Source organism: Rhizobium sophorae, from assembly GCF_013087515.1.
GTDB classification, from domain to species: Bacteria; Pseudomonadota; Alphaproteobacteria; order Rhizobiales; family Rhizobiaceae; genus Rhizobium; species Rhizobium sophorae.
The window spans coordinates 248,962-272,779 of sequence record NZ_JABFCN010000046.1; the positions used below are offsets into that span (position 1 = coordinate 248,962).

25 protein-coding genes and 1 pseudogene are annotated in these 23,818 nt (G+C 61.4%); 10 read left to right on the top strand and 16 right to left on the bottom strand.

The features are described from left to right. Window positions 1-162: 162 nt before the first annotated feature. Entirely contained in the window at window positions 163-1,050 is an 888-nt protein-coding gene (locus tag G9X64_RS25505; protein ID WP_171377616.1) for an SDR family oxidoreductase, read from the bottom strand. Between the two features lie 123 nt (window positions 1,051-1,173). On the opposite strand from G9X64_RS25505, the gene G9X64_RS25510 reads away from it, so the two are divergent. Then, window positions 1,174-1,590 (top strand): winged helix-turn-helix transcriptional regulator, encoded by a 417-nt coding sequence (locus G9X64_RS25510; RefSeq protein WP_171377617.1) that lies wholly within the window; start codon window positions 1,174-1,176, stop codon window positions 1,588-1,590. Here G9X64_RS25510 and G9X64_RS25515 read toward each other — a convergent pair. The 4 genes from G9X64_RS25515 to G9X64_RS25530 all read right to left on the bottom strand — a co-directional run bounded on the left by G9X64_RS25515 (window position 1,587) and on the right by G9X64_RS25530 (window position 5,480). Further along, on the bottom strand, window positions 1,587-2,801 hold the full coding sequence (locus G9X64_RS25515) for an MFS transporter (protein WP_168310062.1): 1,215 nt from the start codon (window positions 2,799-2,801) through the stop codon (window positions 1,587-1,589). The genes G9X64_RS25510 and G9X64_RS25515 overlap by 4 nt on opposite strands. Window positions 2,802-2,910: 109 nt before the next feature. Continuing rightward, window positions 2,911-3,534 (bottom strand): TetR/AcrR family transcriptional regulator, encoded by a 624-nt coding sequence (locus G9X64_RS25520; RefSeq protein ID WP_168310063.1) that lies wholly within the window; start codon window positions 3,532-3,534, stop codon window positions 2,911-2,913. Window positions 3,535-3,595: 61 nt separating this feature from the next. Continuing rightward, window positions 3,596-4,513, bottom strand: coding sequence for a bifunctional helix-turn-helix transcriptional regulator/GNAT family N-acetyltransferase (locus G9X64_RS25525; RefSeq protein ID WP_168310064.1), 918 nt, complete (start codon window positions 4,511-4,513; stop codon window positions 3,596-3,598). 247 nt (window positions 4,514-4,760) lie between these two features. Next, complete coding sequence (locus G9X64_RS25530; protein ID WP_168313989.1) at window positions 4,761-5,480, bottom strand: aspartate/glutamate racemase family protein; 720 nt, start codon at window positions 5,478-5,480, stop codon at window positions 4,761-4,763. A gap of 158 nt (window positions 5,481-5,638) precedes the next feature. Between G9X64_RS25530 and G9X64_RS25535 the strand changes: the two genes are divergently transcribed. The 3 genes from G9X64_RS25535 (at window position 5,639) to G9X64_RS25545 (ending at window position 9,859) form a co-directional block, all read left to right on the top strand. Beyond that, on the top strand, window positions 5,639-6,103 hold the full coding sequence (locus G9X64_RS25535; protein WP_168310066.1) for an Lrp/AsnC family transcriptional regulator: 465 nt from the start codon (window positions 5,639-5,641) through the stop codon (window positions 6,101-6,103). 108 nt (window positions 6,104-6,211) lie between these two features. After that, window positions 6,212-7,474 (top strand): NAD(P)/FAD-dependent oxidoreductase, encoded by a 1,263-nt coding sequence (locus tag G9X64_RS25540; RefSeq protein WP_168310067.1) that lies wholly within the window; start codon window positions 6,212-6,214, stop codon window positions 7,472-7,474. Between the two features lie 429 nt (window positions 7,475-7,903). Then, entirely contained in the window at window positions 7,904-9,859 is a 1,956-nt protein-coding gene (locus tag G9X64_RS25545) for an elongation factor G (RefSeq protein WP_168313527.1), read from the top strand. Between the two features lie 58 nt (window positions 9,860-9,917). On the opposite strand, the gene G9X64_RS25550 is transcribed toward G9X64_RS25545, so the two are convergent. Further along, window positions 9,918-10,964: an NAD(P)-dependent alcohol dehydrogenase gene (locus G9X64_RS25550; RefSeq protein WP_012758194.1), complete on the bottom strand. Its 1,047-nt coding sequence runs from the start codon at window positions 10,962-10,964 to the stop codon at window positions 9,918-9,920. Between the two features lie 204 nt (window positions 10,965-11,168). Here G9X64_RS25550 and G9X64_RS25555 point away from each other — a divergent pair, with 204 nt between their 5' ends. The 3 genes from G9X64_RS25555 to G9X64_RS25565 all read left to right on the top strand — a co-directional run bounded on the left by G9X64_RS25555 (window position 11,169) and on the right by G9X64_RS25565 (window position 14,925). Continuing rightward, the gene (locus G9X64_RS25555) at window positions 11,169-12,077 is read left to right on the top strand and encodes an AraC family transcriptional regulator (RefSeq protein WP_168313528.1); all 909 of its coding nucleotides are present in this window, start codon (window positions 11,169-11,171) and stop codon (window positions 12,075-12,077) included. Between the two features lie 107 nt (window positions 12,078-12,184). Next, on the top strand, window positions 12,185-13,243 hold the full coding sequence (locus G9X64_RS25560; protein ID WP_168313529.1) for a glycosyltransferase family 2 protein: 1,059 nt from the start codon (window positions 12,185-12,187) through the stop codon (window positions 13,241-13,243). Next, window positions 13,243-14,925, top strand: coding sequence for a hypothetical protein (locus G9X64_RS25565; protein WP_171377618.1), 1,683 nt, complete (start codon window positions 13,243-13,245; stop codon window positions 14,923-14,925). The genes G9X64_RS25560 and G9X64_RS25565 overlap by 1 nt, the downstream gene beginning before the upstream one ends. 12 nt (window positions 14,926-14,937) lie before the next feature. Here the strand turns inward: G9X64_RS25565 and G9X64_RS25570 are convergent, their stop codons facing one another. Next, complete coding sequence (locus G9X64_RS25570) at window positions 14,938-15,303, bottom strand: DUF4087 domain-containing protein (protein ID WP_168313531.1); 366 nt, start codon at window positions 15,301-15,303, stop codon at window positions 14,938-14,940. Window positions 15,304-15,325: 22 nt separating this feature from the next. Then, window positions 15,326-15,805: a hypothetical protein gene (locus G9X64_RS25575; RefSeq protein ID WP_171377619.1), complete on the bottom strand. Its 480-nt coding sequence runs from the start codon at window positions 15,803-15,805 to the stop codon at window positions 15,326-15,328. Window positions 15,806-15,945: 140 nt separating this feature from the next. Between G9X64_RS25575 and G9X64_RS25580 the strand changes: the two genes are divergently transcribed. Together G9X64_RS25580 and ilvC are read left to right on the top strand one after the other, a co-directional pair. Further along, a complete protein-coding gene (locus tag G9X64_RS25580; RefSeq protein ID WP_171377620.1) occupies window positions 15,946-16,611 on the top strand; it encodes a TetR/AcrR family transcriptional regulator in 666 nt (221 codons plus the stop codon). 50 nt (window positions 16,612-16,661) lie between these two features. Further along, a complete protein-coding gene (gene ilvC, locus G9X64_RS25585; RefSeq protein WP_168313534.1) occupies window positions 16,662-17,681 on the top strand; it encodes a ketol-acid reductoisomerase in 1,020 nt (339 codons plus the stop codon). A 49-nt stretch (window positions 17,682-17,730) separates the two neighbouring features. On the opposite strand, the gene G9X64_RS25590 is transcribed toward ilvC, so the two are convergent. From G9X64_RS25590 to G9X64_RS25620, 7 genes and pseudogenes are all read right to left on the bottom strand, one after another. Further along, window positions 17,731-18,318 (bottom strand): class I SAM-dependent methyltransferase, encoded by a 588-nt coding sequence (locus tag G9X64_RS25590; RefSeq protein ID WP_168313535.1) that lies wholly within the window; start codon window positions 18,316-18,318, stop codon window positions 17,731-17,733. Then, window positions 18,308-18,643, bottom strand: a complete 336-nt coding sequence (locus tag G9X64_RS25595; RefSeq protein WP_024320838.1) for a type II toxin-antitoxin system RelE/ParE family toxin — start codon at window positions 18,641-18,643, stop codon at window positions 18,308-18,310. Before G9X64_RS25595 ends, G9X64_RS25590 begins: the two co-directional genes overlap by 11 nt. Continuing rightward, window positions 18,627-18,878 carry a ribbon-helix-helix domain-containing protein gene (locus G9X64_RS25600; protein ID WP_168313541.1) on the bottom strand — a complete coding sequence of 84 codons (252 nt, stop codon included), beginning with the start codon at window positions 18,876-18,878 and terminating at the stop codon, window positions 18,627-18,629. The genes G9X64_RS25595 and G9X64_RS25600 overlap by 17 nt, the downstream gene beginning before the upstream one ends. 118 nt (window positions 18,879-18,996) lie before the next feature. After that, entirely contained in the window at window positions 18,997-19,374 is a 378-nt protein-coding gene (locus G9X64_RS25605) for a type II toxin-antitoxin system VapC family toxin (protein ID WP_171377621.1), read from the bottom strand. Next, window positions 19,374-19,548 (bottom strand): annotated as a pseudogene (locus tag G9X64_RS25610) (AbrB/MazE/SpoVT family DNA-binding domain-containing protein). Before G9X64_RS25610 ends, G9X64_RS25605 begins: the two are co-directional and overlap by 1 nt. 69 nt (window positions 19,549-19,617) lie before the next feature. Further along, the gene (locus G9X64_RS25615) at window positions 19,618-19,878 is read right to left on the bottom strand and encodes a hypothetical protein (RefSeq protein WP_168313537.1); all 261 of its coding nucleotides are present in this window, start codon (window positions 19,876-19,878) and stop codon (window positions 19,618-19,620) included. 39 nt (window positions 19,879-19,917) lie between these two features. Continuing rightward, entirely contained in the window at window positions 19,918-21,018 is a 1,101-nt protein-coding gene (locus G9X64_RS25620; protein ID WP_168313985.1) for a branched-chain amino acid aminotransferase, read from the bottom strand. 268 nt (window positions 21,019-21,286) lie between these two features. Between G9X64_RS25620 and G9X64_RS25625 the strand changes: the two genes are divergently transcribed. Next, on the top strand, window positions 21,287-22,507 hold the full coding sequence (locus tag G9X64_RS25625) for an aminotransferase-like domain-containing protein (protein ID WP_168313539.1): 1,221 nt from the start codon (window positions 21,287-21,289) through the stop codon (window positions 22,505-22,507). Window positions 22,508-22,547: 40 nt separating this feature from the next. Here the strand turns inward: G9X64_RS25625 and G9X64_RS25630 are convergent, their stop codons facing one another. Continuing rightward, entirely contained in the window at window positions 22,548-23,591 is a 1,044-nt protein-coding gene (locus tag G9X64_RS25630; RefSeq protein ID WP_168313540.1) for a DUF2278 family protein, read from the bottom strand. Between the last annotated feature and the right edge of the window lie 227 nt (window positions 23,592-23,818).

Sequence of the window (23,818 nt, forward strand, 5' to 3'; positions counted from 1 at the left end):
TCCAGCGGTCCCTCGGTCACGTTCTGTTGCAGAATCCAGCCGCGGGGGCGTCTTTGTCGTGAATGGCGCAGCTGGAATGAAGCTTTTTTGCAGTCAAGATCGGTGTCTACTGCGACCCTGTCCTCAGGTTAAACCCAAAGGACAGGGGCGACAAGCGATGCCTCAGGCGGTCAGGGCCGCCTTGTGTTCGACGAAGAAATCCTTCAGCGGCTGCGGCTGTTTGCCGGTCAGTTTGGTGAAGTCTTCGGTGACGATGTCGAACTTGCCGGCGCGGGTGTTGGCGTCGGCAGAAACCAGCATGTCGGCGACGAAACCGGGAAGGCCGGCGCCGCGCATGCCCTGGCCGAGTTGTTCGTCGGTGACGTCGATCACTTCGAGCGGCTTGCCGGCGACGTCGGAAACGATGGCGGCAATCTGTCGGCTGTCCAGCGACTGGGTGCCGGTCAGCGTATAGGTGGCGCTCTCTGATGTGCCGGAGGCAAGGGCTGCGGCGATCGCCAGGGCGCAGTCGTCACGCGAGATGGTCGAGATCTTGCCGTCGCCCATGGCGCTGTACCATTTGCCGCCCTGCAGGTTGTGCGGCATGCCGTGCAGATAGTTGTCGTGATACCAGGCGTCGCGGATGATCGTATGGGCGACACCGCTTGCCTTGATGGCGTTTTCGCTGCCGAGATGATCGGGCGCGAAGGTGACGAGCGAATTGTCCGGCGCCGGCATCGAGGTATAGGCGATGTGCTTGACGCCTGATTTGACTGCCGCCGCGACGGCGCCCTTGTGCTGGGCGAGGCGCTTGCCGGGAGTATCCAGTGCGTCGGTGCTGATGATCAGCAGCCGGTCGACGCCGGCGAAAGCCTTTTCCAGACCTGCCGCGTCATCGAAATCGGCCTTGCGGGTGACGACGCCCTTCCTTTCGAGTTCGGAGAGCTTTTCCGGGCTGCGCGTCGCTGCGACGATGTTGCCGGGGGCGACTTTGTAGGTCTCGATGAGGTGATGGATGACACGCTGGCCGAGCTGCCCCGCAGCGCCGGTGACCAGGATGATTTCGCTCATACGCCGTTTCCTTCTGTGTTGTGTAGGTGGTCTCGAAAAGAGAGTAACACTAGAATAGGAATTGACTTGGCGGTGTAAAGGAGGCAGTTTTTCAGCTCTACGTTACCAAAAGGGAACCAGCAGATGAGCGGTGCGGTCGTCAGTCTGAAGAACAGGGTGCCGGGAGCGCGGCGCGAGATCGATCTCGCCGGCCTGGATTTCGGCAATTGCCCGGTCAGGGACATGATGCAGCAGATCGGCGGCAAATGGTCGACGCTGCTGCTCGAAGTGCTGGCGGCCAGGCCCCATCGGTTCGGCGAGCTGCGGCGTATGCTCCCCGATATCTCGCAGCGCATGCTGACGCAGACGCTGCGTGACCTGCAGAGGGATGGTTATATCGACCGCGAGGTATTTCCGACCAAGCCGCCGAGCGTCGAATATTCGATGACCGAACTTGGACGTTCGCTCTACCAGCCGCTGTCGCAGCTTCTGAACTGGGCGGAAGCGAACCATGATGCCGTTCGCGCCGCCCGTTCGCGATTCGATTCCGCCGATAGTTAGGCTTCCTTGCCGCGCTCTTCCGTGAGGAAAAGCAGGAAGGCCAGCGCTGGAAAGGCGAAGCCGATCCAGGCGGTCATCGTCCAGCCGCCGGTCGCATAGGCCCAGCCGCCGACGGCCGAGCCGAGTGCGCCACCGGCAAAGAAGGTGGCCATGAACAGGCCGTTGAGCCGGCTGCGATGTTCCGGGTTCAAGCCATAGATGGCGCGCTGGCCGCAGACGAGATTGGTCGTCACCCCGAAATCGAGCATGATCGCGGCTACCGTCAGCAGGATCAAGGCGGCGAGCGAGCCATCGCTTGCGAAATGGCTGATCAGGAAGGACGCCATGCCGAGCAGCATGGCAAGCGTCGAGGCGACCTTTGTCATGCCGCGGTCGGCAAGCCGGCCCGCGATTGGCGAAGCGACGGCGCCGGCAGCACCTGCGAGGGCGAAGAGGGCGATGCCGTTCTGCGTCAGGCCGAAGGTTGGGCTTGCGAGCAGCAGAGGCGTCGTCGTCCAGAACAGGCTGAAGGCGCCGAACATGCCGGCCTGATAGAGCGCCCGGCGCTGCAGCACGCGCGAGGTGAGCGCCAGATGGCCCATCGAGGCGAGCAGCTCGCCATAGCGCAGCTTCGTTTTCGGCAGGCGAACCGGCAGGTTGATGCGCAAGACGACGGCGAGCACGAGCATGAGCGCTGCGGTGACGTAGTAGACCACGTGCCAGGAGGAGGCCTCGGCGACGAAGCTTGCGAAGGGGCGGGCGAGCATGATGCCGCAGAGCAGACCGCTCATGACGTTGCCGACGACCTGGCCGCGCGTTGCATCGGGCGCCATGTTGGCGGCGAAGGGAACCAGGACCTGAACTGCGACCGACGAAAGGCCGATAGAGAGCGATGCGACGAGGAAGGCCGTTGGCGTCGAAGACAGCGCAGCGCCGATGAGCGCAACGGCGGAGACGGCGATCAGCAGCAGCACCAGACGACGGTTTTCGGTGAGGTCGCCGAGTGGCACGATCAGCAGCAGGCCGAGGCCGTAGCCGATCTGCGTCAGCGTGACGATCAGGCCGGTGGCGGCAGGCGTGAAGCCGAGATCGGCGCTGATCGGGCCGGCAAGCGGCTGGCCGTAATAGAGATTGGCGGCCACCAGCCCGCAGGCGGCGGCGAAAAGGAAGGTGAGCCAGGGGGATAGCGCCCGGGGAATGGCCTCATCCGGCGTGGTGGCTGAAATGCTCATCGGAAGCTCCGGTCTTCAAGATTGAAAGGATTGAATGCAAAAATGCTAGCTGCGGCCACCCGATCCTTGACCGAATGCCGGTATTTCTCTCGTCCACGGTGTGGACTGTTCAAGTCACGAGCTTCATCGCGGCTTCGGCTGCGGCGACCATCTCCTGCCTGCTGCGTCCTGTCTTGCCAATCACGCGCAAGCCCTTGGTAAAGCAGAGAAAGGTAAGGGCGGCGGCATCAGGGTCCACCGTCGTCGGGACGGTGCCGTCGGCCTGGCCGATGCGGATGAGACCAGCCATCAGCTTTTCGTCTGCGGCGAAGGCAGTTGCAACGTGGGTGGCCGTTTCATCGTCGAGCAGGGCGAAATCATTGGCGCCGCCGACGACGAGGCAGCCCTTACGGCCAGCATCGCCATGGGATAGTTCCGTATAATACATCACCATCTGGAAGACTTTGTCGCGGCCTGTTTCCGCCGACGCAATCATCGCTTCGAGACGCCGCCGGCCGAGTTGGCGATAACGACCAAAAGCGGCGAGGAAGACGCCGCGCTTGTCCTTGAACGCCTTGTAGATACTGCCAGAGGCGAGGTCCATTGCCTCGGTCAGATCGCTGATCGACGTAGCGTGGTAGCCGCGTTCGGAAAAGACCCGTAGGGCCGAATCCAATGCGGCGTCCATATCGAACTCGCGCGGACGACCACGGCTGCGGGTTTTTTCATCTGATACGAGGCTGCCAACGGTCATGACCGCTTAATTAGGGAATGATCGTTTCCAAATCAAGCAGAATTTTGGCGATGCAGCAAATTCAAAGATCGAGCACCCAGTTCTGGCCGTTCGCCTCGGGGCCGAACATGCGATGTCTCTCCTCGGAGACAAGGCGGAAGCCCGCCTTGACGTAGATGGCGCGGGCGGTCTCCAGCATGTCGTTGGTCCAGAGCGAGAGTTCGCGGTAGCCTTTCTCCCTGGAGAAGCGGATGCATTGGTCGACCAGCAGCTTGCCGAGCCCGAGGCCGCGGGCTGATTTGTCGACATAGAGCAGGCGGAGCTTGGCGATGCCGTCGCCGCCATCGGTGACGAGGACCGAACCGACATTGATGCCGCCGCGTTCGGCGATCCAGCAATATTCTTTGGCCGGATCGAAATTGGCGAGGAATTTTCCGGCGACCTCGGCGACCAGCGCCTCGAAGCGCAGATCCCAGCCATATTCTTCTGCGTAAAAGCGACCCTGGCTCTGGACGATCCAGCCGATATCGCCGGCGCGGTGGGCGCGGATGATGGCCGGTGCGGGCTTTGCGGCCGGGTCGAGCAGCGCGCGAATGGTGTGCATCGCGGAGACCGCTGCCTCCGGCTCGCCGCTGGCAAGATTGTCGAACCGGGCGGCGATCTGCGCATTGGCGCGCCGGCCGAGTTCTTCGAACTGCTCGCGTCCCCGGTCGGTGACAATGATGACCTGGCTGCGCAGGTCGGCTGGATCGGGGCTGGTTTCGATCAGCCCCTCGGCGCGGAAACGCTTGAGGATGCGGCTGAGATAAGCGGCGTCGAGATGCAGGTCGCGGGCTAACGCCACGGCGCTGACACCGTCATGCGAGCCGATCTCGAAGAGGATGCGGGCATCGGTCAGCGTGAAGGGGGTGTCGAGATAGGCCTTGTTCAAGAGGCCGAGGAAGTTCGTATAGAAGCGGTTGAAATCGCGAGCGGTTTCGATAAGGGCGATATCGGACATGACAAAGATCTCCAGATGGAGATCTTTGTCAGACTGCTGACAAACCTCGCTCTTTACTCGGCGTCATCCTCGGCCTTGTGCCGAGGATCTGCTACATCGGTTGCAGATGCTCGGGACAAGCCCGAGCATGACGACAGAGGTGTTGGCCGACTTGTCAGCAGTCCGGCAAAGATCTCTGAACGAAGACCTAGTTGTGCATTTAGTTGACTGAGTCAATTAAATTGCTGATCCCAAGAGCGGGGCGATGTCAGGCCGCTTCCTCTTCCGCAGTCTCGTCCGCGCCAAGCGCGAAATCGACCGCCGCCCGCGCATGGATCGCGGTGGTGTCGAAGCCCGGCAACGGTAGATGGTCGGGATCGAGGATCAGGCAGATTTCGGTGCAGCCGAGGATGATGCTGTCGGCGCCGTTCTCGACGGCGCGAGCGATGACATCCAGCAGTTTTTGACGCGAACTGTCGAGCACCTTGCCGGCGCAGAGTTCGTTGAAGATGATGTCGTGCACGGTCGTGCGGTCGCCAGCATCGGGTACCATGATATCGAGGCCAAGGCTCTTCATACGGTCGCTGTAGAAGCCGTGTTCCATCGTGTAGCGGGTAGCAAGCAGTAGCGGGCGCTTGCGACCGGCCACATGCAGCGATTTCGCCGTCTCGTCGATGATGTGGATCAGTGGCACGGAGATCTTGTCTGCGACCTTGTCGGCGATCAGATGCATGGTGTTGGTGCAGATGAGGATGCAGCCGGCGCCAGCGATCTGCAGGCGCAGAGCCACGTCGGCGAGGCGACGGGCGGCCATATCCCAGTCGCCGGCCTTCTGAAGGGCGACGATCTCCTCGAAGTTGACCGAATGCAGGATGAGTTCGGCCGAGGCGAGGCCACCCTTGCGGTCACGAACCATCTCGTTGACGAGGCGGTAATAGACCGCCGAACTTTCGAAACTCATGCCGCCGATCAGGCCGATCGTTTCCATCTCTTCATGCTCTCCATGCTTCTGAACTTTCGAAAATGATGCCGCAATCCCAACGCGACGTGTTTGCTTTGTTTGTCTCTCGCGTCATATATGTGATAGGATTTTGCGTCATTTTATGAAATCCTGCAAAAAAGACGCGAGAGGGTTATGTTCGACACATGCTTGATGATCGCGACAGACGAATTCTGGACATGCTGCAAAAGGATGCTGGCATATCCGTGACCGATCTCGCCGAGCGCGTGGCGCTTTCGATATCGGCCTGCTCGCGGCGAATCCAGCGGCTGGAGGAGAGCGGCCATATCGCCCGGCGCATCGTCGTGCTCGACCGGGAAAAGATGGGCGTGCCGACGACAGTTTTCGCGCTGGTCAAGACGGCGCACCATTCCGACGAATGGACGGAAAGCTTCCGCAGGATCATCAGTGACATTCCCGAGATCGTCGAGGCGCACCGTCTGACCGGCAATCACGACTATATCCTGAAGATCGTGCTGCCGCGCGTCGAGCACTACGACGTGATCTACAAGCAGATCGTCCGCAAGATCGAGCTTTTTGATGTTTCAGCGTCGATCTCGATGGAGCATCTGAAGGGCGGCACGGCGATCCCCGTCGGATATGCCGATTGAGCAAGCTCCACCGACTGGGATGCAGGGGAGCTATGCCGAAACGGCAGTTGCAACCTTCGCGACGAAGGCCACATTGGCTTTGAGCGAAATGGCGCAAAGGGGTAGGTCATGAGCGATCATCATGTCGTCGTTGTCGGCGGCGGTTTCGGTGGGCTGCAGCTCGTCAACGGGTTGAAGGGGGCGGGCGTCAAGATCACGCTGGTCGACCGGCGCAATCACCATCTCTTCCAGCCGCTGCTCTATCAGGTGGCGACCACCATTCTTTCCACCTCCGAGATCGCCTGGCCGATCCGCCGCCTTTATGCCGACCGGCCTGACGTGACGGTGCTGCTCGGCGAGGTCACGGGCGTCGACAGCGGTGCGAAGACTGTTTCCTTACGCAACGGCATGACTCTTGGTTACGATACGCTAGTGTTGGCGACCGGAGCGACGCATGCCTATTTCGGCCACGACGAATGGGAGCCGGTGGCGCCCGGCCTGAAGACACTGGAGGACGCGACGACGATCCGCCGGCGCGTGCTGCTTGCCTTCGAGAAGGCGGAGATGGAGAGCGATCCTGCCTTACGCGATGCGCTTTTGACCTTCACCATCGTCGGGGCCGGGCCGACCGGTGTCGAGCTGGCCGGCATCATCGCCGAACTCGCGCATTTCACGCTGCCCAAGGAATTCCGCAACATCGATACGCGCAAGACCCGCGTCGTTCTGGTCGAAGCAGGCCTGCGGGTGCTGCCGACCTTCGCCGAAGAGCTTTCGGCCTATGCGCAGAAGGCGCTGGAGAAACTCGGGGTCGAGATCCATCTGGGCCAACCGGTGACCGAGTGCAACGCCGACGGCGTGAAGATCGGCGAGACCTTCGTTCCCAGCCGGACGATCGTCTGGGCAGCCGGAGTCACTGCCTCGCCGGCGGCGCGGTGGCTTGGTGTTGCAGCCGACCGGGCAGGGCGCGTCGTGGTCGAGAAGGATCTGAGCGCGCCGGGCCTGCCCGACGTCTTCGTCGTCGGCGATACCGCTTCCGTCATGCGCGAGGACGGCAAGCCGGTGCCGGGCATTGCGCCCGCCGCCAAGCAGCAGGGCGGTTACGTCGCCAAGGTCATCCGCGCCCGCATATCCGGCAAACCCGCGCTGGCGCCCTTCCGCTACTGGCATCAGGGCAGCTTGGCGACGATCGGCAAGAGTGCTGCGATCATCGATTTCGGCCGGATCAAACTGAAGGGCTGGATCGCCTGGTGGATCTGGGGCCTTGCCCATATCTACTTCCTGATCGGCACCCGCTCGCGCTTCGCTGTCGCCTGGAGCTGGCTGTGGATTTATCTCAGCGGCCAGCACAGTGCCCGGCTGATTACGCAGAAGGAGACGCGGGAGGAGGGGTAGGTATGCTGCGGCGCGTCCACGGCGATCCTGCCGTGCCCCCGGAATGCGACGTCTCTCCGGCCTCATCCTGACGTGCCCCGAAGGGGCCTCGAAGGACGGGGCTGGCCACCGCCACTTCACCCAGTGATATCGGCATGCAGCACGCACCCGCCCAACCACCCGCCCTCGTGGTTCGAGACGGCCCTGTGGGCCTCCTCACCATGAGGGCTGATCGGTGTGCTTGCCGCAGCGTCGATCCAGACGCCCGCCGCTTCCAAGCAGGGGTACGCCCCGCTTGACATGTCTCCACACTCACCCTTAGCATTCCGCCCGCGTCTCCCAACCACCGGGAGTTACGCATCCAGCTGTCCTGTCATCAGGTAGAGGTTCCAATGCGCCGATTCACTTCTCACGAAAATCACATTCGAAATTCCGAGAAGTTGGTGGTTCATGCGCACTTTGAATCTGGGCATCCTCGCCCATGTGGATGCAGGCAAGACTAGCCTTACCGAAAGACTGCTTTTTGACGCCGGCGTCATCGACAAGCTCGGCAGCGTCGATACCGGCAATACACAAACGGACACTCTCGAACTCGAACGGCAACGCGGCATCACGATCAGAGCCGCGGTGGTGTCGTTCACGATCGGCGACAGGATCGTCAATCTCATCGATACGCCCGGTCACCCGGATTTCATCGCCGAGGTCGAGCGGGTGCTCGGATTGCTGGATGCCGCGGTCGTCGTCGTTTCGGCGGTCGAAGGCGTGCAGGCCCAGACGCGGGTGCTGGTGCGAGCGCTACGGCGGCTTGGCGTTCCCTTCATCTTCTTCGTCAACAAGGTCGATCGTCTCGGCGCGCGGTATCCGGAGGTGCTGGAGGCGCTTGCTAGCCAGTTGCTCGTTCGCTCCATCGCCATGTCTTCCGTGATCGATGCCGGCAGCAGGCTTGCCAGGGTGGAGGCGTTGGCTCCCGGATGCGAGCCGCTTTTCACGCCGCTCTGCGAAGCGCTCGCGGAGAATGACGAGGCACTGTTGGACGATTACGTCTTGACGCCCGATCGCCTGACGGCGGATAGGCTTGAACGCTGCCTGACCGATCAGGTCGCCAGGGGGCTGGTGCATCCTGTCTTCGCTGGTGCGGCAACGACCGGCGTCGGCGTGCCGGCCCTGACATCGGCCATTGCGACGATATTGCCCGGCCGGCGCCTCGATCCGGACGGGCCGATTGCCGGAACAATCTTCAAGATCGAACGCGGCTGGGGCGGTGAAAAGCTGGTCTATATGTACCTGAGGTCAGGCACGGTCCGGCTGCGGCAACATCTGGATTTGCCCAAAGGCCCGGATAGGGTGACCGCGATCGAGGTTTTTGATGGCGGCCGGATTCATGGCGCCGCAAGCTTCCGCGCCGGGCGGATCGCGCGTGTAAGCGGCCTTGCCGGCGCACGCATCGGGGATGCGGTGGGCGGCGACCTGCTCGCGGGCGGGCGGCCGCAGTTTGCTCCGCCCAGCCTCGAAACCCGCGTCCTTGCCCGGCGGCCGTCCGACAAAGCGGCGCTCTGGTTGGCGCTGAACCAGATGGCCGAGCAGGACCCGTTGATCAATCTGCGCCGGAACGATGATGCGGACGACATCTTCGTATCGCTCTATGGCGAGGTGCAGAAGGAAGTCGTCCAATCGACCTTGCTGACGGATTTCGGTCTCGAGGCTGGGTTCGAGGAAAGCACGGTCATCTTCGTGGAAAGGCTTGTGGGAACCGGGGAAGGCCTGCAGATCCTCTTCAAGGAGCCCAATCCGTTTCTCGCCACCGTCGGTCTACGCGTCGAAGCGCGTAGAGACGGGGCAGGCAACAGCTTTGCACTTGAAGTGGACGTAGGCCAGATGCCTGCCAGCTTTTACAGGGCGGTCGAAGAAACCGTGTTCGAGACGCTGAAGCAGGGTATTTTCGGCTGGCAGATCATCGATTGCCACGTGGCGATGACGGCAGCCCGGCATAGCTCGCCTGCAAGCACCGCCGCCGACTTCCGGCGGCTGACGCCTTGGGTGCTGGCAGATGCACTGTCGGCCGCGCAAACCGTCCTATGCGAACCGATCGACCGCTTTCATCTCGAAGCGCCCGCCGAGAGCTTGAGCGGCTTGCTGACCCTGCTTGCGAAATCTGCTGCGACGATGACGGATTCCGTGATTGCTGACGGCATGGCCCGGCTGGAAGGCACCATGGCGTCCGCGATGATCCAGAGCGTCCAGCAGCAATTGCCGGGCCTGACGAGCGGGACGGGGACCATGGAAACCTCTTTCGATCATTATGCCGCAATGGCCGGCCCGCCGCGCTCGCGCCAGCGCTCAGGCCTCGATCCGTTCAAACCAGTCGAATATCTGCTGCGGCTGCAGTCCACGAGAGCCTCAGCATGAGGACGGATGGGGATGCCGTTATCAAAAAGGCGGCTCTCGCGAGCCGCCTCTCGTTTTCTCAAGCCGCCAGCGAGGCGATGTCGATGACGAAGCGGTAGCGGACGTCGCTTTTCAGGACGCGTTCATACGCTTCGTTGACCTGCTGGATGTTGATCTTCTCGATCTCGGAGACGATGTTGTGCTCGCCGCAGAAGTCGAGCATTTCCTGGGTTTCCTTGATCGAGCCGATCATCGAGCCGGATATGCTTTTGCGGCCGGGGATGACCGAGAAGGCATGCACGGGGATCGGGTTTTCCGGCGCGCCGACCACCACGAAGGAACCATCCACCTTCAGGAGGCCGAGATAGGCATTCCAGTCGATTTCGGCGCTGACGGTGCAGATGATCAGGTCGAAAGTGCCGGCGAGCTTCGTGAAGGTTTCCGGGTCGTTGGTTGCGTAATATTCCTTGGCGCCGAGCTTCAGCCCATCTTCCTTCTTGGAAAGGCTCTGGGAAAGAACGGTGATATCGGCGCCCATGGCGGCGCCGAGCTTGACGCCCATGTGGCCGAGGCCGCCCATGCCGACGATCGCGACCTTCTTGCCGGGGCCGGCATTCCAGTGACGCAGCGGCGAATAGAGCGTGATGCCGGCGCAGAGCAGCGGCGCGGAGGCATCGAGCGGCAGATTGTCCGGAATGGACATGACATAGCCTTCCCGAACCACGATCGAGTCGGAATAGCCGCCCTGGGTCCGTGTCTTGCGGTCGGCTTCGAAGTCGTTGTAGGTGCCGGCGAGCCCCGGCATATACTGTTCCCGATCGAGGTCGCGCTCGGCGCAGCCGATGCAGGAATCGACGAAGCAGCCGACGCCGACGCGATCGCCGACCTTGAATTTGGTCACATCGGAACCGACGGCCGAGACGATGCCGGCGATCTCATGGCCCGGCACGATCGGATAAACGGCGTTCTTCCATTCGTTGCGGACAGTGTGGATGTCCGAATGGCAGATGCCGGCAAATTTGATGTCGATAACGACGTCATCGGGGTTCGGGTTGCGGCGTTCGAAGGTGAAAGGGGTCAGCGGCTTGGAAGCGTCGGTCGCGGCGTAGCCTCTTGCAATAGGCATGGGAACCATCCTTTTCGATTGTGGTGGGGGTTGAAAGAGATGTTGGACTATTGCCCGGAACTGCGTCAGAGGGTTAGAGCGATCCTCTCAGCTTTTTGCACGATCCTGCAAAAGTGAGGCGCCGGCCTGTTTGCGAAATGGCCAAGGCACTCTAGATAAGAGCGGTATCGCCGGCGTCAGACAGTTGACAGAAAGAGTTGCCGCATGACTTTGCCCTTCAGCCCCTATCAGGAAATTGTCGATATCGCGATGCGCTTCGCGGTTGGCGACGGCGAGTTTGCGACGGATATCGGCAATCTTCATATCAGCCGTCGGTCCAAGCCTAGCGATCCACTGCACAGCAGCTACCGGCCCTGTTTTGCCTTTGTGCTGCAAGGAGCCAAGAGCCTGCGCCTCGGCACGGAACTTATCAGCTACGGAACTGGCGACTATCTGCTGACCTCGCTCGACCTGCCGGTCGCCTGGCGCGTCACGGAGGCAAGCCCCGAGGTTCCGCATCTCTGCCTGGGCCTGGCAATCGATTCCGAAAAGCTGCTGGAGTTGCTCAGCCGCATCGATGTTCCGCGCCCGGCCGCCGATACTGATGGGCAGCGCGGTATGGCGGTGAACGTCGCTCCGCCTGAGCTTCTGGATGCGGCCGTCCGCCTGCTGCGCTTGCTCGATCGTCCAGGCGACATTCCTGCTATGGCGCCGCTGATCGAGCAGGAAATCCTTTACCGGGTGCTGACCGGGCCGGATGGCGGGCGGCTGATCAACATCGCCACTGCAGACAGCCACAGCAACAGGATTGCGCGCGCCGTAGCATGGCTGAAGGAGAATTTCGCGCGGCCACTGCGCATCGAAGACCTTGCCGACCGCGTCAGCATGAGCGTGTCGTCCTTCCATCATCACTTCAAATCGGTCACGGCGATGACGCCGGTGCAGTATCAGAAGCAGCTTCGCCTGCACGAGGCGCGCCGTCTGATGCTTGTGGAGCGGCTCGATGCGGGCACGGCCGGCCATCGCGTCGGCTATCAGAGCCCGTCGCAGTTCAGCCGCGAATACAGCCGCCTCTATGGCGCTTCACCGGCCCGCGATGTCGACGGCGCCCGCGATGTCATGGCGGCGGAATAGAATACCGCGCCCAGCAAGAAACTGCCAAGCGCGGTGCGATCATTAAAGGATTGTTTGACGTTTCCGGCTAGTCTTGCGGCAGATATCAAGCAGGCCCAGATGTCCGCATGACGCAAGCACCGTTCCTCTCCATCGTCGCGCCTTGTCACAACGAGGAAGAGGGCTTGCGCGAATTCTGCCGCCGCGCCGCTGCTGCCGCGCATAGCGTTGCCGGCGATGCTTTCGAACTCATTCTCGTCGATGACGGCTCATCCGACCGCACGTGGGAGATCATCTCCGATCTGGCGGCCGGTATGCCGCAGCTGCTCGGCGTTCGTCTTCTGCGCAATCACGGCCACCAGCTGGCATCTACGGCGGGTCTTGCCGCGTCGCGGGGAGAGCGCGTGCTTTTGATCGACGCCGATCTTCAGGATCCGCCCGAACTGCTTTTGATGATGATGCCAATCATGGAGCGCGGCGCCGATGTCGTGTATGGCCAGCGTACGGGCCGCCAGGGCGAAACCTGGTTCAAGCTCGCCTCCGCTTCACTTTTCTATCGCGCCCTGTCCAAACTCGCTTCCGTGACCATCCCGCGCGACACCGGCGATTTCCGACTGATGCGCCGGCGCGTCGTCGATATCCTGCTGGCGATGCCGGAGCGCGATCGCTTCATCCGCGGCATGGTCAGCTGGATCGGCGGCAGGCAGGTGGCGCTGCCTTACGAACGCGACGCCCGTTTTGCCGGCTCGACGAAATATCCGCTGCGCAAGATGATCAATTTTGCGCTGGATGCGATCACCAGCTTTTCAACGACGCCGCTGCGTATAGCCACATGGCTTGGCATGATGAGTGCCGGTGTCGCGATCGCGTTGCTCGTCTATACCTTCGTTCGCTGGCTGCAGGGCGAGACGGTCACCGGTTGGTCGTCGATTATGGCCGCGGTCAGCGCCTTCAGCGCCATCCAGCTGATCTGCATCGGCATCATCGGCGAGTATCTCGGCCGTCTGGTACAGGAGAGCAAGAGACGGCCGATATTTATGATCGAGACGATCCTGCGCGGCAGCGAACACGCCGAGCTGTCGACGGCTTTTTCGGAGATGAGCGCCGGCGATAAACGCGCCGCGCTGGAAGCGGCCTTTGCATCCGAAGAGCCGCCGCGCTCGCAAAAGAACAGCCGGATCGGATAATGGACCGGATTGCCACGCCTGCTGTGGCCACAGCCGGGCCTGAGGAATCGATCGCCAGGCAGGATTCCACCATTGCGATTGCCGCTTTCGTCGGATTTGCCGCGGCTTTGGTTCTCTTGTTTCCCTTTCCGCCGGTTCTCGATTACGCCAATCACTACGCCCGTATCTGGCTCCTTTCGGGCGGGATCGGGGAGCAGCCGTTTCCAGAGATCTATGCAGTCGATTGGAACCGCACCTTCACCAATGTCGGGATTGACGTTCTGGCCACCTGGCTGGGACCGCTTGTCGGCGCCGACAAGCTAGCGCGGGCTTTGCTTTTCCTGGCGATCGTGCTGCCGCCGCTTGCCGCGATCGGCCTACATCGCGCGCTTTTCGGCGGCCGGCACTACTGGCAGGTCGCCATGCTGTCGCTGGGCTGGTGCGCCACCATGATCGGCGGCTTCATCAACTTCCAGATCGGCCTCGGCATGGCGTTGTTGTTTGCCTGCGTCGACCTGCGGCTGCAGCGCAAAAATCCCGCCCTGGTTTTTGCCTGGCGGCTCGCCGCCGCATTGCTGCTGACGGTGATGCACATCTTCTCGCTCGGCTTCTACATGGCGGTCGTCTGCGGGCTCGAGTTTTCCTGGCGATTCGATATACTGCGATCGAAGGCGGGTCTGATGAGGCTCGCGGGCCGGTTGGCACTGGCGCTTGGCGCCTGCGTCCTACCGCCGCTTGCGCTCTATCTTCATACGGCAGCTCTGCCTAATGCCGGGGGCGACGGTCTTGGCCTTGCCTGGAACGACGGCATCGTCCTGATCGTTCTGAACCTGCTCTCCGCCATCACCACCTATGTCCCGGTGGTGGATGTCGTTCTGGTTCTGCCGCTGATACTCATCTGCACGCGTGCCATCCGCGCGGGCGATATCCGCATGCATGCGGGGCTTGCCGTCACCGCCTGCGGATTGCTGCTGCTGTCCTGCATTGCACCTCGCCACATGCTCGGCACCGGCTGGATCAGCTGGCGCTTTCCGATCATGGCGGCACTCGTCGCCATGGCGATGGTGTGCCCCTTCGCCAATCTCACGCGCCGGCAAGCGCTGTTGCTGGCGCTCATCATCAATCTCGCAGTCTTCGGCCGTACCGGCTGGGTCGGCTGGAATTGGTGGCTGGCGCAGAAGGACGTTGCTGCCGTCGAGGCGGTGCTGAAAAAGGTGCCGGCCGGTGCTGCCGTGTTGCCTCTGGGGCACGAACCCGAGACGGTGAGCAACCTTGCTCACTCCAGCCGCCATTTTGCCTGGGGCTTGGACACCTTCCGGCATCTGCCGACGCTCGCCGTCCCCTTGTCGCATGCTTTCGTGCCGACGCTCTTCACTGCAAAAGGCAAGCAGCCGTTATCCGTTCTGTCGCCATGGTCTGAGATCGCGGTTCCCGAGGGCAATCTGCTGTCGATCGGCGTGCTTTCATGCCCGGCAATGATGCAAGCTTATCGCGATTTCACGCCTTATCTGTCGGACTGGCGCAGACGTTTCGATTTCGTCCTTGTCGCCAATGCCGATATCCCCGACCGCTATGTCGGCACCCTGATGCCGGCGGGCCTGACACTGGTCGATGATGCCGGTTTCGCGAAGCTATACGCGATCGAGAAGACGATGCCGGCGGAGCCTCTCGTGATCCCTGCCGGTTGCGCTGTGGCATCATAGGCGTTTCTTGGATCAGCCGGGGAATTTCAGCGCCTTGTCGGCACGGCATTTGGCGAGCTTTAGCTGGCGGAAGGACAGGATGCGGGTGATGCGGTCCTCGCCATCCGTTTCCACACTCATGCAGGCGCAGGCGTAGCCGTAATTGCCGTTGGTTCTGACATAGTCATGTTCGGAGATGTCGGAAATCAGCTCCATGCCTTCGACCTCGCCGGCATCGTCGCCCTGGGTCAAGATCGTCCAGGTGTTCTCCGCATCCTCCAGCCACCAGTTGGCGGGCGTCGGATTCTCGATCCAGCCGCAGCGCGTTTCGGCGGCCTGCGCATTGGCTGCGACGACAAGAGCTGCGATCATGACCGCGGCGGCTATCCGGTATCTCATTGCCTTTTCTCCTCGACAGATATCAGTTGTTGATCGCGATGATCGCCCAATGGCTCGCCTCGCAGGCGTTGTCTTCGCAGATCGCGCCCATCCAGACGGCACCGCCGGCCAGCATGACGCCGTCGCTGTTGACGAAAAGATCCTCGTATTGCTGGCGTCCGACGGCGCGGCGCGTTTCCGGCGTCACGAGATCATCGAAATTGTCGATGAAATCCTCGGCGTTCTCGACGTCGTAGGTCTCACCATTGGCCTTGACCGTCAGCGGGTATTCGGCGAGGCCGGCGATGGTCTTGGCGTCGACCGAGCGCATCGCCTTGACAAGCTGGCGCAGCGGTCGGTCGAGGCCCGCGGCATCGCCGTGCAGCTCTTCGATGCGATTATAGATGTCGTTGTCGGACTGCGCGAGAGCGCTTGAGCCGCCAAGGAGGATTGCTCCGAGCAGGAGAAGAGCTGCAGAAAGGCGTGACATCGAAGCCTCCGGGCAAATGGTATAGCCCGACATTATGCGATCGGCGAGGATTCGCGCCTATCCAATTCTGGTGTTTCATCGCGGTTTCACGTATTAAAAAATCTATCTGGACTTCTTGACGACGTGGCTGGTTTATCGCATAAACGTCACGAACCGTACCGTACGGTACGTATATGGGAGCTACGACCGTGTCCGTCGATACCGCAGAGCCGAGCGAATTTTCGCCGCGCCAGAACGCCGTACTGGAGCAGGCGCTGCGGTTGCTCGTGGACGGCGGCGAGAAGGCGCTGACGACATCCGGTGTGGCGCGCGCCGCCAACTGCTCCAAGGAAAGCCTCTACAAGTGGTTCGGCGACCGCGACGGGCTCTTGTCGGCGATGATTGCCTATCAGGCGAGCAAGGTGCGCACCTTCGAGCGCAACGGCGAGCGGCTGACGGCGGCGAGCCTGCACGATCATGTCGTCATCTTCGCGCGTGACCTGCTGGAGGTTCTGGCCGGCGACGTCTCGCTGGCGCTGAACCGGCTGGCGATCGGCCAATCCAACCGCGACGGATCGAAGCTCGGCAAGCTGCTGCTCGAACGCGGCCGCCGCCAGATCGACCGGCGCGCCATGGCGCTGATCGATGCCGGAAAGAGGGCAGGGCTGCTGCGTTTTTCCGATGCCGACGAAGCCTATCACACGCTTTACGGCCTTGTTGTCTCCGACCTGCATGTGCGCATGCTGCTCGGCGAACCAGGCCTCAAGGATACCGCTCGCCAGGCGGAGAAGGCGGTCACCGCCTTCCTCCGGCTCTACGGCACGGACAAGGTTCTGGCGGAGATGCCGGTTCTCGGCTGATTCCGCTTTAATGACAGTCAACAAGACAAGCACAAGGGAAGGAACTTCAAATGCGCGTCTATTACGATCGTGATGCCGATCTCAACCTCATCAAGGCCAAGAAGGTCGCCGTCATCGGCTACGGTTCGCAGGGCCGTGCCCATGCGCTGAACCTGAAGGACAGCGGCGCCCAGAACGTCGTCATCGCGCTCAAGGCCGGTTCGCCGACCGTCAAGAAGGCCGAAGCCGATGGCTTCAAGGTCATGACAGTTGCCGAAGCTGCCGGCTGGGCCGACCTGATGATGATGGCGACCCCGGACGAACTGCAGGCCGACATCTACAAGGCCGACATCGCCGGCAACATCCGCGATGGCGCAGCCATCGCCTTCGCTCACGGCCTCAACGTTCACTTTGGCCTCATCGAGCCGAAGGCTTCGGTCGACGTCGTCATGATCGCACCGAAGGGCCCGGGCCATACGGTTCGCGGCGAATACCAGAAGGGCGGCGGCGTTCCCTGCCTCGTTGCCGTTCACCAGAACGCTTCCGGCAATGCACTTGAACTCGCTCTCTCCTACGCCTGCGGCGTCGGCGGCGGCCGTTCGGGCATCATCGAAACCAACTTCCGCGAAGAGTGCGAAACCGACCTCTTCGGCGAACAGGTCGTTCTCTGCGGCGGTCTTGTCGAGCTTATCCGCGCTGGTTTCGAAACGCTCACCGAAGCCGGTTACGCGCCGGAAATGGCCTATTTCGAGTGCCTGCACGAAGTGAAGCTGATCGTCGACCTGATTTATGAAGGTGGCATCGCCAACATGAACTACTCGATCTCCAACACGGCCGAGTGGGGCGAATATGTCTCCGGTCCGCGCATCATCACTGCCGAGACCAAGGCCGAGATGAAGCGCGTCCTCAAGGACATCCAGACCGGCAAATTCACGTCCGATTGGATGCAGGAATACCGCGCCGGCGGCTCGCGCTTCAAGGGCATCCGCCGCCTGAACGACAGCCACCCGATCGAAGAAGTCGGGGCCAAACTGCGCGGCATGATGCCCTGGATCGGCAAGAACAAGCTGGTCGACAAGTCGGTCAACTAAGCGGTTTTCGGACTGTAGGAATTGAAGGCCGGGGCGAAAGCTCCGGCCTTTATCGTTGTGCGCTGACGGTGAGCCAACGGGTCGGCTTGCCGTCATATCCGCCACCGTCGTATTCGCTTATGGCGATATTCCGCCAACCACCTTTCGTCAAAAGCTCCGAGAGCCATTCGGCGGAGGGATAGTTGTAATAACGACCGAAGCCGTCATGGCCTTCTGCATCGCCTGCCTTGAAGCTTGCGTGAAGGAGGCCGCTGGGCCGCAGGGCGCGGCGGATGCGGGCAAAGACGTCGGGCAGTTCAAGTCTCGGAACATGGAGAAGGCTTGCATGCGCCCAGACGCCGTCGAAGGCGCTGTCGGCGTCGAGCTCCTTGAACAGCATGACCCTGACCGGCCTGCCGATCAGCGCTTCCGCCTGTCTTGCAAGCTCGGTCGAGCCATCCGTCGGGGTCACGTCGAAATCCTGCGCCAGCATGTAGGCGCTGTCCTGCCCGCCGCCGCAGCCGAGTTCGAGGATTGCCGCACCCGGCACAAGCCCAGCGAGGAAGGCATCGAGCTGCTGCTTCGGCAGGCTGCGCGCCCGCTTGGCGTATGTCTCGGCATTTCCCTCATAGAAGGCGGAGGTGCGGTTAAGAGGCATGCTGTTCGGCCGATCGCGGGCGTCGGTTGGATTGAAGATGTCTTTCAGGAAGCCGGTCGGCGTCGATGATGTCAATGACGACAATCCCTTCTGACGTCACCCGGTAGAAGGCGACGTGACGCATATGGAGGAGGCGGCGAAGGCCAGCGCCGAGTTCGTCGCACTCTTCTCCCATGGAGGGAGCATGCGAAAGAAGCACGAAAATCCTGTCCCAGTCGAGAAGATAGGCGTCTGCCTGCGCCTCGCCGAAATTGAGGCAAGCATATTCGTCAATGCCTGATAGCACTGCGTCTGCGGTTCGGGTTAGCCTATAGGTGGTTGTCACGCAGCTTTGCCTTCGTTTCCGACAGGATGTCGGGAATACGCCGCTCGCTCGTGCCGCTTTCCTCAGCCTGTCTCAGAATGTTGCGCAGTTCTTCGTCATCAAGCTTGTGATGGAGCTGATCCTTCAGAATAAGCTCCGCCAGGAATGCGTCGGCATTGCTATATCTGCCGCTTGCGACACGGTTTTCGACGTATTCCGCCAGATGATCCGGAAGCGAGATCGTCATTTTCGCCATTGGATTCGGTGCCGCCTGCACATGCCGGTTTTCAGCCATTCCAGATGCCAGATTATCATTTCCCAGTTTGTGATAGAAGCGTTGTGCCCAGTCGTCGAGGGCTTGGGTCACATGCGGATCAGTCTTTTTTATCGATATAGATGACGCGTTCGAGATCCTTAAAATGGGCACCGCAGGTCAGGATGTCGGCGTCGTGGCGCTCCGCGGTCGCATAAATGATCGCATCGGCGGTGGCGAGTTTATGGGCTGCCGATATTTCGGCAGCCCGGCGAGCAAGCGTTGTGTCGAGAGAAACAACCATGCATTTCGCGGTATAAGCGATGAAGCTGTCGACGGCTTCCTCGTCCCTTTCGCGTGCTAGCCATTTGGAAAGCTCGAGCTGCACGATCGTCGGAGCGATGCATTGATCGCGTTCCGGGATTTCGGCCTGCAGCTGGGTTCCGGCAGCACTTTTCGTCAGCCATTCTATCCATGCGGAGCTGTCGATCACGCGCATCAGAAACGGTCGTTTCGGTCACGGTAGTTTTTGTTGTCTGCGCCTTCGGCGATGCCGCGAAGATCGGCAAGCGTCGGGACCGGCATCAGCAATACGCCTTTGCCTTTGGGTATGAACACGAATTCCTCCCGCCGACCAGTGCTGTTGTTCGCGCACTTCCTTGGGAATGGAGATCTGGAATTTTGTAGAGAGGGTTGCGGTTTGCCATTCTTACCCTTCCTCTATCGATTATGGATTAAGAATTCACTTGGCATCGGTCAATGGCGAACCGTTTTTGGCGTTGGTGCTATTTCGGTCGCCAAATGGGAACTCGACGATGGGTTTTTCCCGGCTGACTCGGCAACAAAAAACCGGGCGGCGCCCGGTTTCGAAAGAGATCGCGGATTGCTTAATGGCTGTCGGATCGAAGAACATCGTATCGTGCAGATCGAAACGAACTTCGGCGAGGGCGGAATAGATCGCCAGCCCGACGGCTTTGCGGGCGAGGCGGAGAGCGGCGCCCATGTCGGCATTGACGCCGCCGTTGCGTGAAGCGTCCGGAGTTCAGGCCGGGACAAGGCGGGTCCAGCCGCGCTCATCGTTCGTTACGCCTTTCTGCAGGCTGACGAGCTGCTGGCGCAGTTCGCTGGTCAACTTGCCGGTCTGCCCGTCTCCGACCAGAAACTCGCCGCCGGCATGTCGAACCAGGCCGATGCCCGCCAGGACCGCGGCAGTGCCGCAAGCAAAGGCTTCAACCAGCTTGCCGCTGGTTGCGTCCTGCTGCCATTCTGCGAAGGAGTAGGGACGCTGCTCGACGCGTAAGCCCTTTTCTTGAGCGAGCACGATCACCGAGGCACGGGTGATACCCGGCAGGATCGTGCCGCCAAGAGGCGGGGTCACCACGGATCCGTCGTTCATGACGAAGAAGACGTTCATGCCGCCGAGTTCCTCGACCCAGCGATGCTCTGCGGCGTCCAGGAAGACGACCTGATCGCAATCCTTCTTCGCCGCTTCGGCTTGCGCCACGAGGCTGGCCGCGTAGTTACCGCCGCATTTTGCAGCACCAGTGCCGCCGGCGGCAGCACGGGTGTATTCGGTCTCGACCCATAGGGAGACCGCCTTCGCTCCGCCTTTGAAGTAGGCGCCGACCGGAGAGGCGATGATGCAGAAGACATATTCCTGAGCCGGACGAACGCCGAGAAACGCCTCGTTGGCGAACATGAAGGGGCGAAGGTACAGGCTGGCGTCGCCGGACGGAATCCAGGCCTTGTCAACGCGGACCAGTTCTTCGACCGCCTTCAGGAAGAGTTCCTCGGGCACGGGAGGCATCGCCATGCGGATCGCCGATTGCGCGAAGCGGCGGGCGTTCTCTTCAGGCCGAAAGAGCAGAATCCGGCCATCATCTGCCTTGTAGGCTTTCATGCCTTCAAAAATTTCCTGAGCATAGTGCAGCACGGCGCTCGCAGGATCGAGCTCCAGAGGACGCCTCGGCGTAACCTTCGTATCGTGCCAACCCTTGTCGGCAGTCCATCGTGCTAGGACCATGTGATCCGTGAAGACCTTACCGAAGCCGGGCGTCTCCAGTGCCTGGATGCGATCGGCGTCCGAGACGGGAGACTTGTGGAGTTCGATTTTGATTTCAGGAGAGGTCGTCGTCGCGGTCATTGCTGGCACCTTGATAGTACATTGGATAGTGGCGGCGACACTACCGCCGCCGGGCTGGTCTTGGAAGGTCTGAATCGACCGGTTTCCGCTTTGATCAGAGGAATAATCGCTTGATGGGGCTGACGTCGAGCAGCAAATTCCGGATCGAGCGCCTTCGTTATTGGATGGCGTCTACACTTGTCATCATGACAAGAAAATAGGTCAGTATTATTGACATAATTTCCGTGGCATGGTTTGTCGCCGGTATAGAAAATATGAGGAAACCCCCATGCTGAACTGGGACACCATGTTTGCGTCGCGCTCGTCGCGCATGCGCGCATCCGAGATCCGCGAGCTCTTGAAGCTTCTCGACCGGCCTGACATCATCTCCTTTGCCGGCGGCATTCCGGATCCGGCGCTCTTTCCCGATCAGGAATTCAAGCAGGCCTATGCCGATATCTTCGACGGAGCCGCCGTCAACGCGGCACTGCAATATTCGGTCAGCGAGGGCTACAAGCCGCTGCGCGAATGGCTGGTCGGGCAGATGGCGGCTCTCAGCATCCCCTGCGAACTCGACAACGTTTTCATCGTGTCCGGTTCGCAGCAGGGCCTCGATTATCTCGGCAAGCTCTTCCTGTCGCCTGATGACACCGCGCTCGTAACGTGGCCGACCTATCTCGGCGCGCTGCAGGCCTTCAACGCCTATGAACCAGCCTACGACCAGCTGACGCCGAACGGCAACCGGACGCCCGAGTCCTACCGCGCGGCCGCTTCCGCTGCCGGCGGCAAGGTCAAGTTCGCCTATCTCTCCGCAGACTTCTCCAATCCGACCGGCGAGACCGTCGATCTTGACGGTCGCAAGAAGGTCCTGGCACTGGCGGAAGATCTCGACATCGCGGTCATCGAGGATGCGGCCTACCAGTCGCTGCGTTATGACGGCGATCCTATCCCGCCGATCCTGGCGCTCGAAATCGCCGAGAAGGGTCATATCAACGATACGCGCACGATCTATTGCGGCAGCTTCTCGAAGACGCTGGCGCCCGGCCTTCGCGTCGGTTTCATCGTCGCCAATGCGCCCGTCATCCGCAAGCTTGTGCTGATGAAGCAGGCGGCCGACCTGCATTCTTCGACGATCAACCAGATGGCGATATCAGATGTCGCCGAGCGCGGCTTTGACGCGCAGGTCGCCAAGATCAAGGCCGCCTACAGCCAACGTCGCGACTGCATGCTGGCCGCGCTTGAGAAATACATGCCTGAAGGCACCAGCTGGACGAAGCCGGAGGGCGGCATGTTTATCTGGATCACGCTGCCGGAGGGCATGGACGGCGCCAAGCTGCTGGCGAAATCGATCGAGACCGCCAAGGTCGCCTTCGTGCCCGGCAAGGCGTTCTTCGCCGACGGTTCGGGCGCCAACACCTTCCGCCTCAGCTTCTCCTGCGCCAACGAGCAGATGATCGAAGACGGCATCGGCCGCCTGAGCGCGCTGATCTCGGCCGAAATCGGCAGCTGATTCCAGCCGCCCGGCGGACGGATCAAGGGCAGGGCGCCGATCAGAAGATCGTCGTCCAGCCTTCGTTCGCCGTCTCGCTCTTGCCGTAGCCGACCCGATCGGCAACGGCACCGTCGGCATTGCGCAGGATGATGTCGCCACCCCGGTTGGCAAGCTGCGGGCCGCCGGCTGCGGCATCGAGCGCTATGGTGCGCAGCTCGCCTGCGTTAAGCGATCCCGACAGCGTCTGGGTCCTGCCGTTTTCGTCTTCCAGCTTCCAGCCTTCGAGCGATGCCTCCATGTCGGAGCGGTTGATGATCGTCACCGTTTCGGCCTCGGTGCCGCCTTCGCCGTTGACCGGGTTGATCAGCGCGGCGACGATGCGCAGCGACGAGGCGACGATCGGCTGCGGCCGGCGTGTCCCTTCGCCGCGGCCCTGGCCGCCACGGCTGTCGGAAACCGGATGGCCGGTCGCCGCATCGGTATTCCAGTTCTGCGACTGAAAGCAGAGGAAGATCGCCGCCCATTCGTCGGTATCGTTGAAATGGACGAGCAGCGCGCCGTCCTGGTTCGGCCCGTTGGTGGCCTTGAAGCTGCCGCCATCGCCCTGGTTCATGTGGATGTCGTGGATGCCGTTGCCCGGCTCGAAATCAAAATATTGGTCGGGCTTGTTGTGCTCGGGGCCCCAGGCCTCGCCGAAGGCATAGAAATGGATGTCGGGATCGGCAATGCCTTCCTCGACGATCGGCTCGATGAAATCGCGCAGGTCGTTCTTCGGGCCGGAGAGCTGGAAGGGCGCGACATTCATGTCCTCGCGCTCGATCAGCCCGCCGCGGACATAGTCGATCGCAAGCTCCGGACGGTCCTTGCGGATGTCGGTCAGGCCCATCGGCAGGGCTTCGAGGGCGTCCGTCAGTGCCGAATGCTTGAAATCGACGATGTTGGCATAGAGCAGGTCGTGCGGCGACATCTTCGAGCGGACATTCAGAGCGATCCGGTAGCTGACGCCGCCCGCCTCGATGCGGATCTCGATATGGGGATCGTTGTCGTCATCAAGGGCGAGTGCGCTCGCCGTACCCTTCAAGACCTTGTAATTCTTCAGCATGGAGAACCTCGCGGGGATGGCGGGATCTTACGGTAACACGGCGAAAGTGCATCTTTTGTGACGGCTAAAGTAGGGCGCGATCCTCAGATTCGCCTGCCACACTTTAGGTTTTTGATTTGAGCATGTCGTGGTCGCAAAACATGGGGTAATCGCGGCGCGATCACCCAGGACCATTTTCAAGAGTGATGGCTGGCGAGGGTGGTTGCCCCCGATAAGATGGAAAAACG